Source organism: Desulfatiglans parachlorophenolica (assembly GCF_055394735.1).
On record NZ_AP042460.1, the window covers coordinates 2,138,412 to 2,154,685 of the forward strand.

Here is a 16,274-nt window from a genome sequence, read left to right on the forward strand (position 1 = left end):
GAAACAAACTTACAAATCTTATACTGCGCCCCAGGCAGTTTTGGATTCTGATTCGAAGCGTTTCCGATAACGATCACGCAGCTCACGCCTTAGCAATTTGTAACCGCCACCAAGCATCGGCATTTCTGAAATATCGATAAAATCAACAGATTTTGGCTTTTTATAACTGGCCAAACGAACTTTGCAAAATTCTATAATCTCCTCTTCAGTAGCAGCTGTACCATCCTTCAGCACTACAACTGCCTTCACACTTTCGCCCCACTTTTTATCTGGAACGCCAATGACACAGACAAGATTAACCGACGGATGACCCGAAAGAACATCCTCCACTTCCCGAGGATACACCTTCAGTCCGCCAGTCACGATCATGTCCTTCTTACGATCTACAACGTAATAAAACCCGTCCTCATCCACCTGCACTAAATCACCGGAGAACCACCAGCCATCGCGAAAATCATCAGCATCCGGTCGGTTCCAGTAGCCTTTCGAGACGGCGTCCCCGCGGATAGCCAGTTCCCCTGTACCTCCAGCCTGAACTCTATTACCGTCATCGTCGACAACCATCGTTTCGTATCCAAGGCAAGCACGTCCGATAGACGTGAGACGACGGGCCGTAGGCCCTTCCAGGGCTACTTCGTTGGGCCGTAGAACCGTTCCGAGAAGTCCTGTTTCAGTAGTACCGTAGAGTTGGATAAATTTTTTTCCCAGTATTGCCGCGGCCTCTTTTAACAATCCTGCTGATATCGGAGCAGCCGAAGTGAACCAATGTTCCAAATGTGAAAAATCCGTGTTTTTAGCTTGGGGATGACGAATAACTTTAGCCAGCAAAGTTGGGCTGAATTGAGTAAATGTTATTTTATCTTGGTCAATGATTCGTAATATCTTCTCAGCGTCCGGATCGCTCAAAACCAATGAACAGCCGCGCATTGCTGCAACAATGCTAAGTCCCGTACCTCCCGAAGTATGCATCGGCAAAAGCAATGCCCAGCGAGTATTAGGATGAATGCCAATTTCAGCGGCCCAAACGATTGCGCTGAAAGTCCAGTTACGATGCCTCAAGGGTGCGCCCTTAGGGCGTCCTGTGGTTCCACTGGTGTAAATCAATGTAGCGATATCGTCTTCATGGACATCTATACCCGGATTATCGGGCTTTCCTTCAGCAACAAGGGTTTCGAAATCATATTCACATGGTTTTCCGCCGCCTATTCCAACATAAATTTCTAAATTTTTGAGACGAGACCGTATATCTCTAATTTTCTGGACATAAATATCTCCGTCAACAATAAAGGCCCGAGCTCCGCTGTCTTCAATCTGATATGCAATTTCTTCAGGCATAAACGAACGATCGATTGGTGCTATAGCCATACCTACCTTGGCAAGCGCAAAAAGAGAAAGATAGTGACCAATTCCGGTGCCAGTCTGCACCGCCACTCGGTCGCCTGGGTAAAGACCAAGCTTCAAAAAGCTTTGCGCCAACCGATTGACTGCAATATCCAGTTCGCCATAGGTGTACCCAAAACCCCTTGGGAACACCTTTCCGTATTCGTCTTTGACAGCCAGTTTATCGGGGTAATTTCGTGCACAGCGTTTGAGTGCATCGCCTATAATCATTTCTGATCCTCCCTATTCCAATATTCCTCCGGTACCGCGAGCTTAAAGATCTAATCGTAAACTGCAGCGCAAACAGCGATTCGCTTCTTTCACCGCATCTTTTTCATTGAGACCAAGTTCCACTTGTTCGAACCCCTTCAGCCACTGACTCGGGGATAGGAACTCTGCCGTCAACCGCCTGTTGAAGAAATTCTCGTCCTGATCCAGTACTGCTGGGATTTGTAGCGTTTTACTGTTGCGTCCTTGGAGCAAAAAATTGTTGCCGAGAATACGATCAATGCCTTCAGCAGCTCTCTGTCCCATAGCTAGTCTCCATCCGGAAATGATTTTCCTATAGAACCCAGTTTCCAATCCGGAAATGAGGATTTTTTGCCAATATCAAGGAAATCAAGCGTTTGCGCGGAGGCGACCTGGTGGTCGCCGCACAAGCAAACGTACAGGTCGAGGCCAATATTGATAAAAACGACCATTTTCGGATGGAAACCAGTCTAATATGCATGCTCATAACGCCAATTTTTTACAAATTACATACATTAACAATGAGGGGATAAGAGGGTAATTCGGAAACCCATAAGTTATAAATTCAAAAATTATCACTTGTCCATTCTGATCTTTTGACGCAACTCATCAGTCTCTTTTTGTTTAACTGAAAAAGTTATAGAATCGATGACTACCCCGTAATATCTTTCAGCACTTTCTAATGATACTAAACCGTCCCGCACGTCTTTCCACACCTCCTCCACCTCCCGCGCCAATGGATCACCTACACCACAACCCCCTTGGACAAAATCCACCACCCTGGCTCCGCTGGTCAGGACAAAGGCTTTGCTGTCGCGCACCTCCTGGTTGCCGACGTGACGTCCTTCGGGTAAGAAAAGTTCTTTGACGTTTGGCGGGGGGGTTTGGCCACCTTCTATAGCCGGAGCAGCATGGTAGTCATAAGGATCAGCGGCATAATGGACGAAAATAGGCTGAGTGCCACCATTGGCGATCCATTCATTGTGGACTCCTAAACCACCTCGCCAGCGCCCGGGGCCGGCCGAATCGGTTGCCCATTCCCAGCGTTCCCATAGAATAGGATAAAGGCTCTCGCACACCTCCAATTCGGGATAATAAAGGGTTCCACTGCAGATAACCGGCCCGTTCGTTGACCAACCATCCACACCCCACATAGCACCGGCACCAGAGGCGCATGAAAGAAAGTCCGGAGAACCGTAGCCCTCTCCGCGACGCGGGTCGACACCGCTGAAAACCCAGTAGGGGATAGACCCCCAGCCTCCTGGAGTTTCATGAGGCAAAACCTGAGCCAGAGCCGCCCAAACAGCTTCTATGATCTGTTTAGCAACGAAGTTCGTGCAATTACCGTGAGTAGCAGGAAAGGTTGCATGTGTTATTGTACCGGGGGTGGTACGAATATGGATTGGTCGATAGCATCCACCGCAACGAACATCTAAACGTTTTCCAAGAGACTGAAGAATGGCTTGGTATACGGAACTATATGTGTTGGCAATAGGGCTATTTATGTATTCGCGGCTCATAGGGCCACTTTTTGTAAAATCGACCGTGAGTTCATCACCCTCTACTGTCATGTCACATACTATAGCAGGAGCACCTGACACATCACCGTGAATCTCACTGTGATAAATGCCATCCGGAATTTTCTCTATTTCGGCGCGCATCAAGCATTCACCATAAGCAAGCAAATCCTCAAGAAAGATTTTAAAGACATCACGGCCATAGTTATCCATGACTGCCCGGACGCGTTTTTCAGCCACACGGGCAGCGCCGATGAGGGACAACAGGTCACTATGTTGAACATCAGGGATACGCACATTGGTCATAATCAGATTTACAACGCTACGCCGTTCGCGCCCGGCTTTATAAATCCTAAGCGGCGGAATACGTAATCCCTCTGCATAGATATCGATGGCGTGCGGGTTATAGCCACCAGGCGCACCACCTCCTGTGTCCTGTTGATGAGCTTTATTTGCGACCCATAAGATTTGTTCCTTTTGATAAAAGATTGGATATACAATACACCAGTCAGCCAACTGATTCCCGCCATCCAAGGTATAAGGGTCATTCACCAGAAAAACATCCCCCTCACCAACATCATCCCCGAAATATTTCCTGACAGCATTCACAGCAAAAGGCGTAGCCCCCGTCAACACAGGGATATACTCTGCTAAGGCTATAACCTCTGCGTCCAAACTCAGGAGAGAGGTGCAGAAATCGTGTGCCGAGAAATAGATAGGGGCACGCGCTGTCCGTTCCATATTGAGTCCCATCTCGCGCGCAATGGTGAAAACGGCCGAGGTCAAAACCGAGAAGTCCGCCGGGTTTACCCGGATTTCATATTGCTTTGTCATAGGATGGACCTCCTGTCTATTTAGTCAGTTCCATTAAAAAGCTTGAATACGGGGTTACTTCCAAGAAGGCATCTGGTGGAACAAGGACGGTAGTAGTGATCATCTCCACGATAGCAGGACCGTTTATCACATTGCCAACCTCCATACTCTCACCATCATAGACAACAGTGGAGCTAAACCCGCCCCTTTCCTCAAAGTATGCTTGGCGTTGTCCCTTTATAAAAGCCGATGCATCACGACTTACAAATGCAGATTCTTCCAATGGAGGGGTATGTACGATGCCACAAGCCGCCATACGCAAGTTGAGAATTTCCGTCTCAGTAGTATCGCGATAGGAATATAGGTTTTCGTGCAACTGGTGGAATTCATCCACCAAGTCATTTAATGCAGATGTATCTAAATCTCCGTAATTTCCTCCAACATTTTTAATCCGAATGGGGACTTCCAATTCGTGATACTGACCCTTGTAGCGCATATCTAAAGATTTTATGTAATAGCGGTCGGGGATAGAAATTCCCTCTCGCTCCAAGTACTCGTCGCCGGTCGAACGCATCTCCTCGAATCCGTAGTTGAGCTGACCTAAGTCAACGTTACCCATACGGCAAGTGATTGAGCGCACAAAATCATGACGAACATCAGCTATAACACCGCCCAGTGCACAAAAAACCGATGATGTTTTGGGCACCAGCAAACGTCGAATTCCGAGAACGCGAGCGAGGCTCGCAGCATGCAGCGCACCGGCGCCGCCTGCTACCACCAAGGTATAACGGCGCGGATCTTCGCCACGCTGGACGGAGACGATAGAAATTCCATCGACCATTTGATGATCAATGATCCGACGCATAGCCCAAGCGGCATCTACCACATCAAGACCTAGCGGGCGTGCAATCTCCTCTTCTATAGCCTTCTGGGCGAGTTCAGGATAAAGAGCCATCTCCCCTCCAAGGTAGTATTCGGGGTCGAGATAGCCCAAGACAAGATCGGCATCGGTGCTGGTCGGCTTTTGTCCACCTTTCCCGTAACACGCCGGCCCGGGATCGGATCCAGCGCTCTGCGGCCCCATATGCAGCACTCCCATTTTGTCCAACCACGCTACACTCCCCCCACCCGTGCCAATAGTATGAACATCTACCAGAGGCAATTTCATGTGGTAGATACCGCCGACAGCGCTCTCAAGAGTGGTCATGGGTTTGCCTTCTTTAATAAGACAGACGTCAAAACTGGTACCTCCCATATCCACCGTGATTACATTTTTAAGATCCAGGGCTCGACCTACATAAGCTGCTGCCGCAGGAGCGCATGCAGGTCCCGAAAGTACCGTTCGGACCGCCTGCTCGATGGCCACTTCGGGGAAAATGACTCCCGCATTGCTTTGCGTTATAAGCAACTGACCGTCAAACCCTTCTTCTTTCAGAGAACGCATAAGATTTGTCAGATAGGCAGAAAGCTTAGGACCGACATAAGCATTGATCACCGAAGTACTCATACGCCAATATTCACGAATCTCTGGTTGGATTTCGAATGAAGCACAAACATAACAGTCGGGCAGTTCTGTACGACAGATCTCGAGCGCCCTCCGCTCGTGAGCCGGATTTTTGAACGACCACAAGAAACAGATCGCAACTGCCTCAACCTGCTGTTGTTTTAAGAAATCACACGCCTGATATACATCTTTTTCACTAAGCGGCGTGACTTCATCACCTGCAAAATTTATGCGCTCCTGAACAGGCATACGCAAATAACGAGGGCAAAGACTGTCGGGCTGTGGTATTGTGAAGTTATACGGATTCTCGCGGATACCGAACCGAATTCCAAGAGTATCTCTAAAACCACGAGTGCATAAAAGACCGACCTTAGCACCGCTCCATGTAAGTACGGTATTGGTGCTTACAGTAGTACCATGAGTGATATGAGTTGTTTCTCTGAATAGCGTTTTAACATCTTTACCGAGCATGCTTGCCATTTTGGATAATCCTTCCATAATAGCAATTGAAGGATCCCTTGGCGTCGATGGTGTTTTGGTAACATTAATTCGACCTTTTTCATCAAGGCAGACTAGATCGGTAAACGTTCCACCGACATCAACTCCGATAACATACCGCATCGTTTGCCACCCTCCTCTTTTAAAAAGTTTTTTCATCGTACACTTTGATTACCAGATAAAATAACTATATAAAAATCACATCTATTCTAAAGCTCCATCATTTCTACAACAATCTATCGTAAAAAATAACACCGACATTCTATATATTAACTTCCATCCGGAAATGATTTCCTGGTACAAACCAGTTTCCAATCCAGAAATGAGGACTTTTTGCCAATATCAAGGAAATCCAGCGTTTGCGCGGAGGCGACCTGGCGGTCGCCGCACAAGCAAACGTGCAGATTGACGCCGAGATTGGTCAAAAAGACCATTTCCGGATGGAAACTAGATTATATTTAGATGCTACAGGATTCTAATTCAGACTGAATACTGAAAATACTCTTGTTTACATCTATGCAAAATCTGAAGAATATCCAGATTCTTGAACCTACATTGTGACAATAATCGATAGGAGCGAGTATCCCCGAGAATGGGCGAAAACATTCTGTAAGGCGTGCTGCGAAACAGAAAACCCAACGTTGCCCGATTTTATCGCGGTAATACAAAGGAAATTGAGTCAGGTGCAAGGCGGAGCCAACGTTCCGTATGGAGCCAGGTTGATAACTATCCCTTGCACAAGGGGAGATAATCACGAGGTCGATCTTCAAATTCTTTCTCTATGTTTTGGTCTAAAAATTCGGCCATCGTTTTTCCACCAAACATTTGTTTGATAAATAGTCTCGTCGATAAGACCTGTCAAGAAAAATTTTTGCGTATATCAAATTCTTAAAAAAGTAATAAAATTCCAAAATGTTATAAATTTCTTTGTCCGTATTTTCTTCGATGCTTCACTTCTCCCGGTTCTCTTGAGCCTACAAAGATACCTTTACAGCGTATGTTTGGTTTCCATCCAAAAATGACCATTTCCGGATGGAAACTAGATCGATCGGGGCATTATCTGTCGACTTGATTTGGAGAAACCTTCATCTTTCGGAAAAGCATTTTCTATAGTCATTTAGCCATTATTTTCAAAAAGATACGGATTAGCAGCTATCCGCTTCCTTTCTCTACATACCCAGGTTCTTTCGCGAGTTGTGCAACCCATTCTGTTTTCTTGAAAAGTTGTATACGACTGAATTTCATTGATTTCGTGCGCGAAAAAAATTGCTTGACAGCATCTTTCTAACCCGTTATTCATTTACCAAATGTTCGTTTCATAAATAATCAGAGAGACATGGCACGGCCTAAAAATACTCAGAAAATTTTCGAAATCGACCGCGTGATCGCCCACCTATTTGCTCGGAAGGGGTATCATTCCACTTCTATGCGGGACATCGCGCACGAACTGGGTATGAATCAGGCTTCTCTCTATTATTATTATAAGAGTAAAGAAGAAATGCTCTTCCGGCTCATGAATGGGGCGATGGAAGATTCTTTGGGCGTTATTGAAGGTATTTGCGCCTCTGATCTGTCACCTGAAGATAAGCTGAGTCAGGTTCTCAATTTTTACAGTCGGTATTTTGCAGGTGAACAAGAGCGTGAAATTCTTCTGCTGAGTGAAATGAACTCTCTTAATGAGCAACACCAAAAGATTCTTAACGAAAAGCAACGTCACTATGTCCAGTTGTTTTATTCTATTTTGCAAGAACTCACCGATCAAAATAAAATGAAACCAATTCATCATACTGTCGCAACATTCGCCTTCTTCGGCATGGTTCATTATACTGTACGCTGGTATAATCGCGATGGGGTTATCAGCTTAGAAGAACTAGCTAATATGTTCGTCGAGATATTTACTAGGGGTATTTTCCGATAATGAGGTAGGCATTTAACAGTTCATCCATAATTATTTATAAATTATTATAAGCAAGATAAATATTTCATATAAAGCATCATTCACTTTCTATCTAATTTTTTGCCTTCAGCTTGTTGGTTAGAATCTTGGTCTTTGTGTTACCCAGTTCGATAAAGATAAGGGAATGGCCATACTGAACTTGCGAGGTAGTTTCCATCCAGAAATGATCTTTTTTGCCAATCTCGGCGTCAATCTGCACGTTTGCTTGTGCGGCGACCGCCAGGTCGCCTCCGCGCAAACGTTTGATTTCCTTGATATTGGCAAAAAATCCTCATTTCCGGATTGGAAACTGGGTTGTACGGGAAATCATTTCCGGATGGAGACGAGGTAGGTTATGAAAATTGAAAAAATCGACCATATCTGTTTCGCGGTGAAAGACCTGGAAGATTTAAAGCGGGTCTACCAGGAGGATTTCGGATTGACGCCGGCCTGCGAGTATGTTGCGGAGTCCGAGAAGATCAAGGTTGCGCGATATTATATCGGTGAGGTTGCAGTGGAGTTCATGGAATCGACTGCACCGGATGGCGAGGTGGCCAAATTCATCGACCGGGAGGGGGAGGGGTTCTTCCTGATTTCTTACAAGGTCGATGATCTGCCGAAGGCCATGGCGGAGTTGAAGGAGAAAAACGTGAAGCTGATCGACGACAAACCGCGGGAACTGCTCGGCAACCGGTATGCCTTTGTCCACCACCCAATCAATCTCCACGGGGTCCTGACAGAGCTGCTGGACGGAGAGTTCGAGATGGAAGATGCCAGGTGACAGGAGCGGCGTCCGTGCCCTGTTTGGATCCTGTCCGAAATTTTCTAAAAATGGAGGAATCTTTTTATCGACAAGTGAATGAGATGAATGCGGGCACCCGTTTCGCGCGCGGTGAACGGCGGGCACCCGGGTCTGTACTAACCCTCTGACATCATCAACCCATCAGCCATCAGGGGAACGTTATGAAAAATGATCTGAATATCGTCGGCAACAGGGTCGTCAGAAGCGACTCCCTGGCCAAGGTCACCGGAGCGGCGCGCTATACAGCGGATTTGAAATTTCCCAACATGCTCGTCGCCAAGGTCTTGAGGAGCCCGTACCCCCATGCCAGGATCCGCGGCATCGACCTGACGCGCGCCCTCGAGGTCAAGGGCGTCAAGGCCGCCGTCAGCGGCTCCGACACCCATGGAATCAAGTGGGGGGTCTTCCGCTACACACAGGACCATGAGATGCTGCCGAGGGACAAGGCCCGGTACATCGGAGAGGACATTGCGGCGGTCGCGGCGGTCGATGAAGAGAGCGCCCTCGAGGCCCTCTCCCGCATCCAGGTGGACTACGAGCTTCTCCCGGCCGTCTTCGATCCCGAAGCGGCCATGCAGGAGGGCGCCCCGCAGATCCACGAGGGGTACGAGAACAACATCAACATCCACGTCCACATCGATGTGGGCGAGGTGGACAAGGCTATGGAAGAGGCCTTCCTCGTCAGGGAAGACACCTTCCGGGCAGGCGGCGAGGCCTACGCGATGATGGAACCCTATGCGGTGGTCGCCTCTTATAGGAACGGCTTCCTTGACCTGTGGATGCCGAATGCCGGGCCCCACGTAAGGGCCAAAGCCCTCTCGAATCTTCTCAAAATGCCGCTCAACCGCGTGCGGGTGCGCCACATCGACTCCGGGGGCGCGTTCGGCGGCCGCTCCGAGGTCTCCCCTGGCGACCTCGTCGCATCCCTCCTCTCCATCAAGACAGGCAAGCCGGTGAAACTGGTCCTCTCACGGGAGGAAAACGCCACCAGCACCCGGCAGGTGCACGAGATGCTGGCCACCATCAAGACCGGCATGAAAAAGGACGGGACGATCCTCGCCAAGGATTACCGGGTCGTTTATGACGGCGGGGCGTACAGCTCCACCGGCCCGATCGCCACCTCGATCCCCTTCTACGTCTACGAGGAATGCTACCGCCTCCCGAACGTCCGCTACAACGGCTACCGGGTCTTCACCAACAAGGGCATCCGGGGCATGTACGGGTGCCACGGGAGGGCGTTCCTTGCCGGCAACGAGGCCCAGATGGACCTGATGGCGAAAGAACTCGGTCTGGACCCCGTGGAGATCCGTTTGAAGAACGGGCTGAAATCCGGGGAGATGACCGCCACCGAGTCCCGGATCTCGAGTTGCGGTCTGAAGGAGACGATAGAGGCTGCGGCCAAATCCACCGATTTCAAGCAGCGGTGGGCAAACCCGAAGGGGCTGAACGGAATCGGCATGGGGAGCGTAGCCATCATGTGCGGATTCCCGATGGGGTTCCGTTCGGGGTCTTCGTGCTACGTCAAGCTGAACGACGATGGGCAGGTGACGCTCGTAACGGGCCTGGTCGACAACGGACAGGGCAACGAATCGATGGTCATCCAGGTCGCCTCGGAGGTCCTCGGAGTCCCCATGCAGGACATCAACCTCGTCAACGCCGACACAGAGGTGACCAACCTCGACCCCGGCGCCTATTCGCAGGCGGCGGCCTTCGTGGGGGCCAATGCCGTCCGCGTCGCCTGCGAGAATGCCCGCAAGCGGCTCGTCGCCATCGCCGCGGAGAAGCTCGGCATCCCCGAAGACGACGTCGACCTGAAAAACCGCCTGGCCTATTCGAAGAAGAACCCCTCCACCAAGATGCCCATCTCCTGGGTCGTGCGGGAGGCCTTCTTCCGCGGAGACCCGATCGTAGCGACGGGCACCTATTTCCCGAAGATCGATTTCGAGCGCGAATGGGTGTCGCGCCCCCGCGGCCAGATGGCGGGAACCTTCTCCTTCGGCACCTCGGTCGCCGAGGTCAGCATCGATCCCGAAACCGGCCGGATCACGATCCCCCGCTTCACGGCGGCGCACGATTGCGGCCGGCCGATCAACCCCATGGCCGTCGAAGGGCAGATGGAAGGCTCCATCCAGCAGGCGGGGGTTGCCACGATCATGGAGGAAAACCTCTGGGACAAGGGGTTTCTGCTGAACCCGGACCTGCTCGAATACAAGGTGCCCCTCGCCTGCGACATGCCGGAGATCGAAACGATCATCATCAGCTCGGTCGATCCCGAGGGTCCGTTCGGCGCCAAGGAAGGCGGCCTCACCGTCCGGATGAACGCCTACAGCGCCGTCGCTTCGGCCGTGGCAAACGCCACGGGCGCTCTGTTCAGCGAACTTCCACTCACCCCTGACAGGGTCTTGGCTGCCCTGGAAGGCAAAAAGGGGGTAAAGAAATGATCATGCCCAAGTTTGAATACCGGAAGGCGGACAGCGTCACGGCGGCGATCGCCCTCTACGAAGGCTACAAGGGTCAGGCGTCTTATCTCGCCGGGGGAACGGACCTGATCCCTCGGGTGAAGTCGAGACTCTCCACACCGACCGCCGTAATCGATCTGAAGGGGGTGGAAGCCCTGAAAACGATTTCCCGGCACGGCGGCTCGCTCGTGATCGGCGCCAACGCCACCCTCTTCGCCCTCAAGAACGATGCAACGGTCCAGGAATATTTTCCGGCGCTCCGGGCATCGCTCGAGGCGACCTCCTGCGAGGCCCTCCAGATGCGGGGGACTATCGGCGGGAATATCCTTCAAAATACGCGCTGCCTCTTTTACAACCAGTCCCTTGCCTGGAGAACGGCGCGGGGCCTCTGCTTCAAGATGGGGGGTGAAATCTGCAACGCCGCCCCCGGTGCAAAGCGATGCTTCTCCAACTACTGCAGCGACAACGCCCTGCCGCTCCTCACCCTTTCGGCCACCCTCGCCGTCTCCGGCCCGCAGGGGGAGCGTAAGATCAAGCTGGAGAAGCTCTTCAGCGGCAAGGGGAAAAACCCGTTCACCCTCCTCCCCGGGGAGATCCTGACGGAGATCCACATCCCGCTCAAAAAATCGCAAGGAGCCTACGAGAAGCTGCGAGTCCGCGGCTCCATCGATTATCCCCTGGTGGGAGCGGCGGTCTCGGTCCTCGGCGGCAAAGGGAGGGTCGCGGTTGGAGGCATCGGCCTCGAACCCCTCGTCTACGATCTGAAAGACCTCGAGGGCGACACGCTCGAGGAGGCCGCGGACAAGGCCTGCCAGGACGCAAAGCCGGTGGCCAACGCCGTGCTCACACCCGCCTACCGCAAGAAAATGGTGCGGGTCCTCGCGCAAAGGGCCATCAGAAAGACCATGCAGGAGGCAAAGTGATGAAAACCAGGAAAGTGACCTTTGATATCAACGGCGAAACCTGCACCTCTCAGGTGCGCCCTTACGAGACGCTGATCGAGACGCTCAGGGACCGTCTCGATCTGACCGGGGCGAAGGAGGCCTGCGGCATGGGGTCGTGCGGGGCCTGCACGGTGGTCATTGACGGGGTGCCCACCCGGAGCTGCCTGGTCCTGACCCCGGAGGTCGAGGGATCATCCATTGAAACCATCGAAGGGCTCGCGAAGGGCAAGGAACTCCACCCCCTGCAGGAGGCCTTCATGGAAAAGGGCGCGGTCCAGTGCGGCTTCTGCACCTCCGGCATGATCATGAACACCAAGGAACTCCTCGACCGTAATCAGACCCCGACCAGGCAGGACGTGATCCGGACCGTTTCCTCGAACATCTGCCGCTGCACCGGCTACAAGAAGATCGTCGAGGCCGTCCAGGCAGCGGCCAAAGCGGCAGCAGGCTCATAGGTTCCAATCCCCCGGCTGTTTTTCTTCGGGGAAAATGGACAAACGAAAAAGGGCGCCGAAGGAATGGATGCTGAGCGGAAACAGCGTCCCTTCCTTCGGTGCCCTTTTATAGCTGCCGGCGCGACCAGCGGCCATCGCCCGGAGGCTTTCTTCTTATTCCTCCGGTTCAACCGGCGCGGTCGTGGGGGTCTCCGCTTTGGCCTCGCCCTCCGCCGCAGGCTTTCGTCTGCGCCGGGATTTCTTCCTGGGCTTCTTCGCGGCCGCCGGCTTCGCCGCCTCTTCTCCAGGCGCAGGGAATGATAACGGCGCCAGGCCGAAAATGCCGCCGGGCTGCGAGGACATGGCAATTCCTTTTCCACGTCCGGCCGGTTTGCGTTTTTCCGCGGTTTTCGCCGCGATCCTCGGCTTTTTGGCAGGTTCTTCGATCGCAGACTGCTCGACAACCTCTTCCACCGTTGCTTCGGGCGCCTCCTGGGCCGCCTCCTTCGGCGCCGGACGCCTCTCCGGCTTCGGAGCCGCCCGCCTTTCCGCCTTCGGCTTTTCCTTGCGCGGACGCTTGGCCCGGGCGCCTTCGATCCTCACCGGGCCGGCCTCGTCCTTGACAAACCAGTCGTCCTCAGGCCATAGGACCGGAATCTTGTAGCCGAGGATCTCTTCGATCGGTTCGAGATGGTAGACGAACTTTTCGCAGGCCAGGGAGATGGACTTGCCGGTCTTCCCCGCCCTGGCGGTGCGTCCGATCCGATGGACATAATTTTCGGCATCCTGCGGGAGATCGTAGTTGATCACGTGGCTGATATCCTCGACATGAATGCCCCGGGAAGCAACATCCGTCGCCACCAGGATCTTCGTCTTGCCGCTCTTGAAAGCCTCCATGAGGGCCAGGCGTTTTATCTGCGGGACGTCCCCCGTAATTCCCTCAGCCGGCCACCCATTGCCCTTGAGCTTTCTGGTAAGCCGCTCCACCTCGGCCTTCGTGTTGACAAAGATCAGGAGCCGCTCCCATTCCTCCCGCTTGAGGAGCCCCAGAAGAAGCTTGAGCTTTTCCTCCATGCCGACATGGATCAACACCTGCTCGATGCCCTTGACGGTCACCTCGTCGGGGGAGATGTCGATGAACTCCGGCAGGTTCATGTACTCGTAGGTCAACTCCAGGACCCGGTAGCTGAGGGTCGCCGAGAAAAGCAGCGACTGCCGCTTTTCGTAGCTGGGGAGCTTCCGGAGAATGAGCCGCATATCCTTCGCAAACCCGAGATCGAGCAGGCGGTCGGCCTCGTCGACTACAACGATCTGGATGCCTTCGGGTTTGAAGATCCCCTGCTTCATATAGTCGATGAGGCGGCCTGGCGTGCAGATCACGATATCGACGCCCGCCTTCAGCGTCTGCGCCTGTTTCTGGTAATCGATTCCCCCTACGACCAGCGCGAGCTTGAGGCCTGTATGTCCTCCGATGACCTTCGCCTCATTGTATATCTGAAGCGCCAGTTCCCGGGTCGGTGCGACAATGAGCGCCGACGGAAGCCCCGGCAGAAAACGGCTCTCATCGAGGCGGGAAAAGATCGTCACCAGAAAGGCGGCCGTCTTGCCGGTCCCTGTCTGGGCCTGACCGGCCACATCACGGCCCTCCAGCGCCACCGGCAGGGCACGGGCCTGTATGGGCGTACAGTGTGTGAAACCGGCATCTCGAATGCCGGCCAACACCTTTTCCTCGAGATTGAAGGATTCGAAAGTCTTCCGGGTCAAAAAACGCTGGGGCTCTGAACTCGTGATCGTCTGATCTGACAGGGATTCATCGGTCATATAGGTCTTTTTCTCTTTCTTGCCACATATAAGAATTTTCCATGCACTGATTCGGGGCGCCGTCCAGGAAGTTCATCTGATTGGAAAGGATCGTCTGTCAAAGATGGACACCCCACATTCATTTTTTTCATGACAGGAGCCAGTTTAGACTGCTTTACCCACCTTTGTCAATTTTGTTTCCCCTTGAGCCAGTCCACATGAAGAATTCTTTCGAACGTATCTCCAGAACGCAGGTGGATCTGAGGAAAACCAGCTTTCCCCACCGGTTGTTTTTCGCGGCGCCTTCAGACAAAAGCCCCCCCTCGACCACATGGGAGCCCCCGCGCTCCCATCCGTCGGACCGATCGACAACAAAATCCTCGGCGGGGGCCTCCCTGCACTGGTGGTGCTTCAAACCACCTGCAAAGCAGCTCAGAGAAGGCCGCGGATCCCAGCCGTTGCCGGGAGATATCAGTTGACACGCCAATGGCCTTTGTCTATCGTGAAAGAATAGCAGCAAGGCCGCCTTTCGGTCTTTTTCGACGTCTCCGGTCGATGCCGCAGCATCGGCTCCAGACTGACCCGCAGAGGCGGCGCTGTTCGCCTTCACGATTCAGTCGATGCAGGGCGAATACGGGTGTTTTCGGAGCAGCACATCATTTGTCAGATTGAAATCGTTGTCGAACGAATGGAACCATAGCATTTTCGACCATGGCGTGTCATCTGAATCATTTTCTTCTTCCTCCCGCCCGGACAGGAATGATTTGGTCCGCACGCTTTTTTTCGGAAGAGCGGGCGCACCCCGGGATAGGAAAAAACGGCGTCACGTGCTATTCTCCACCCGGTCGGTTGTAACAGTGCGTGCGTCGAGAGGCATCACTCCATGCAGGACATTCTGGATCTGAGGGAAAGCGCGCTTGCCTTGAAGGCCGACGAGCGGATGATCGCTTATGCCGGTTTCAGCCTTCTCTCTGAACATCTTCCCTCGCCCAAGCAAGGCATCCTGAAGATATCCGCCTCTTGCCGTGCTGATGGAAGCGGATACCTGACACTCACGTTCCTCGTGGATACCGAAAGCGACCCCGCCGACCGAAACGCCGTCAAGGATCTGTTCGGACAATTGTCCGAACAGGCGATCTCCGCGCGGCTCAGGGGCCTGGCAGACTTGTGCGTCAAAGTCCCCCTCGATTTCATGGCGCCCCTCGACGACTGGTACGTCGAAGAAGTGAATGTCTATTTCAAGGCCCTCGAGGGCCGTGAGAGGCTTCTGCTCGAAAGGCACCTCATGCCGGCGCTGGAATCGATCCTCTCCTGCTCATTTGCAGCCGTCGAGTGGTGGTCGTCTGACGATGCACCGCAGGCCGGGCCGGCAGGGAAGGCCGAAAGGCGTGGAATGGAGGGCGTTCACACGCTCAGAGATCTGTTCCGCCGGCTTTTTGCCGGCGGCCGTTAAAGACAACCGCCCCCATGAAATCCAAACGGAGATAGTCACATGAAACACACCAAGGCACGCCGGGCATTCCTGGCCGTTCCCCTCTCCCTCCTCCTGTTGACCATCGTGGGGACGGCATCGGCCGCCCAATCAGATGAATTTTACGTAGAGCCTCAGACCGCGGAAAAAATGCTGCTCGACATCGCCCTCATCAGACCGCTCGGGATCGTCGGCACGGCCCTCGGCAGTATCGCCTTTGTGGTCTCCTATCCCTTCGCGGCTTGGGGAGGCAACACGGACGAGACCTACCGATATCTCGTGGCCGACCCGGCGCAATACACGTTCCGGAGACCGATCGGGCATTTTGAAAAGGACATGGCTGAGGAAGAGGATCCCTTGTACAAACGGGGTGAATGACCCTCCTGCCAGGCGGCAGGCCTCTCGAACCCGCCTCTGCACACCTGGTGAGGAAAGCATCCGCGTACGGTCGCGGACGGCAGACCGAA

At 53.0% G+C, this 16,274-nt stretch carries 15 protein-coding genes; 8 read left to right on the forward strand and 7 right to left on the reverse strand.

Going from position 1 to position 16,274, the window contains the following annotated elements; translation table 11 throughout:
• Window positions 1–18 precede the first annotated feature (18 nt).
• From ACZ500_RS10005 to ACZ500_RS10030, 6 genes are all read right to left on the reverse strand, one after another.
• Entirely contained in the window at window positions 19–1,611 is a 1,593-nt protein-coding gene (locus tag ACZ500_RS10005; protein ID WP_464232347.1) for a class I adenylate-forming enzyme family protein, read from the reverse strand.
• 42 nt (window positions 1,612–1,653) lie between these two features.
• On the reverse strand, window positions 1,654–1,914 hold the full coding sequence (locus tag ACZ500_RS10010; protein ID WP_464232348.1) for a hypothetical protein: 261 nt from the start codon (window positions 1,912–1,914) through the stop codon (window positions 1,654–1,656).
• 2 nt (window positions 1,915–1,916) lie between these two features.
• Window positions 1,917–2,081 carry a hypothetical protein gene (locus ACZ500_RS10015; RefSeq protein WP_464232349.1) on the reverse strand — a complete coding sequence of 55 codons (165 nt, stop codon included), beginning with the start codon at window positions 2,079–2,081 and terminating at the stop codon, window positions 1,917–1,919.
• Window positions 2,082–2,204: 123 nt separating this feature from the next.
• Window positions 2,205–3,980, reverse strand: a complete 1,776-nt coding sequence (locus ACZ500_RS10020) for a hydantoinase B/oxoprolinase family protein (RefSeq protein WP_464232350.1) — start codon at window positions 3,978–3,980, stop codon at window positions 2,205–2,207.
• Between the two features lie 16 nt (window positions 3,981–3,996).
• A complete protein-coding gene (locus ACZ500_RS10025) occupies window positions 3,997–6,084 on the reverse strand; it encodes a hydantoinase/oxoprolinase family protein (RefSeq protein WP_464232351.1) in 2,088 nt (695 codons plus the stop codon).
• Window positions 6,085–6,230: 146 nt separating this feature from the next.
• A complete protein-coding gene (locus tag ACZ500_RS10030) occupies window positions 6,231–6,395 on the reverse strand; it encodes a hypothetical protein (protein ID WP_464232352.1) in 165 nt (54 codons plus the stop codon).
• A gap of 902 nt (window positions 6,396–7,297) precedes the next feature.
• Here ACZ500_RS10030 and ACZ500_RS10035 point away from each other — a divergent pair.
• The 6 genes from ACZ500_RS10035 (at window position 7,298) to ACZ500_RS10060 (ending at window position 12,557) form a co-directional block, all read left to right on the forward strand.
• Window positions 7,298–7,879 carry a TetR/AcrR family transcriptional regulator gene (locus ACZ500_RS10035; RefSeq protein WP_464232353.1) on the forward strand — a complete coding sequence of 194 codons (582 nt, stop codon included), beginning with the start codon at window positions 7,298–7,300 and terminating at the stop codon, window positions 7,877–7,879.
• Window positions 7,880–8,081: 202 nt separating this feature from the next.
• Complete coding sequence (locus tag ACZ500_RS10040) at window positions 8,082–8,249, forward strand: hypothetical protein (protein ID WP_464232354.1); 168 nt, start codon at window positions 8,082–8,084, stop codon at window positions 8,247–8,249.
• Between the two features lie 3 nt (window positions 8,250–8,252).
• Window positions 8,253–8,678 carry a VOC family protein gene (locus ACZ500_RS10045; RefSeq protein ID WP_464232355.1) on the forward strand — a complete coding sequence of 142 codons (426 nt, stop codon included), beginning with the start codon at window positions 8,253–8,255 and terminating at the stop codon, window positions 8,676–8,678.
• A gap of 182 nt (window positions 8,679–8,860) precedes the next feature.
• Window positions 8,861–11,140, forward strand: coding sequence for a xanthine dehydrogenase family protein molybdopterin-binding subunit (locus tag ACZ500_RS10050; RefSeq protein ID WP_464232356.1), 2,280 nt, complete (start codon window positions 8,861–8,863; stop codon window positions 11,138–11,140).
• A gap of 2 nt (window positions 11,141–11,142) precedes the next feature.
• On the forward strand, window positions 11,143–12,081 hold the full coding sequence (locus ACZ500_RS10055; protein WP_464232357.1) for an FAD binding domain-containing protein: 939 nt from the start codon (window positions 11,143–11,145) through the stop codon (window positions 12,079–12,081).
• The gene (locus ACZ500_RS10060; RefSeq protein ID WP_464232358.1) at window positions 12,081–12,557 is read left to right on the forward strand and encodes a (2Fe-2S)-binding protein; all 477 of its coding nucleotides are present in this window, start codon (window positions 12,081–12,083) and stop codon (window positions 12,555–12,557) included. Before ACZ500_RS10055 ends, ACZ500_RS10060 begins: the two co-directional genes overlap by 1 nt.
• A 153-nt stretch (window positions 12,558–12,710) precedes the next feature.
• Here the strand turns inward: ACZ500_RS10060 and ACZ500_RS10065 are convergent, their stop codons facing one another.
• Window positions 12,711–14,357, reverse strand: a complete 1,647-nt coding sequence (locus ACZ500_RS10065; RefSeq protein WP_464232359.1) for a DEAD/DEAH box helicase — start codon at window positions 14,355–14,357, stop codon at window positions 12,711–12,713.
• An 862-nt stretch (window positions 14,358–15,219) separates the two neighbouring features.
• Here ACZ500_RS10065 and ACZ500_RS10070 point away from each other — a divergent pair.
• Together ACZ500_RS10070 and ACZ500_RS10075 are read left to right on the forward strand one after the other, a co-directional pair.
• Complete coding sequence (locus ACZ500_RS10070) at window positions 15,220–15,789, forward strand: hypothetical protein (RefSeq protein WP_464232360.1); 570 nt, start codon at window positions 15,220–15,222, stop codon at window positions 15,787–15,789.
• A gap of 39 nt (window positions 15,790–15,828) precedes the next feature.
• Window positions 15,829–16,185: a hypothetical protein gene (locus ACZ500_RS10075; protein WP_464232361.1), complete on the forward strand. Its 357-nt coding sequence runs from the start codon at window positions 15,829–15,831 to the stop codon at window positions 16,183–16,185.
• Window positions 16,186–16,274 lie beyond the last annotated feature (89 nt).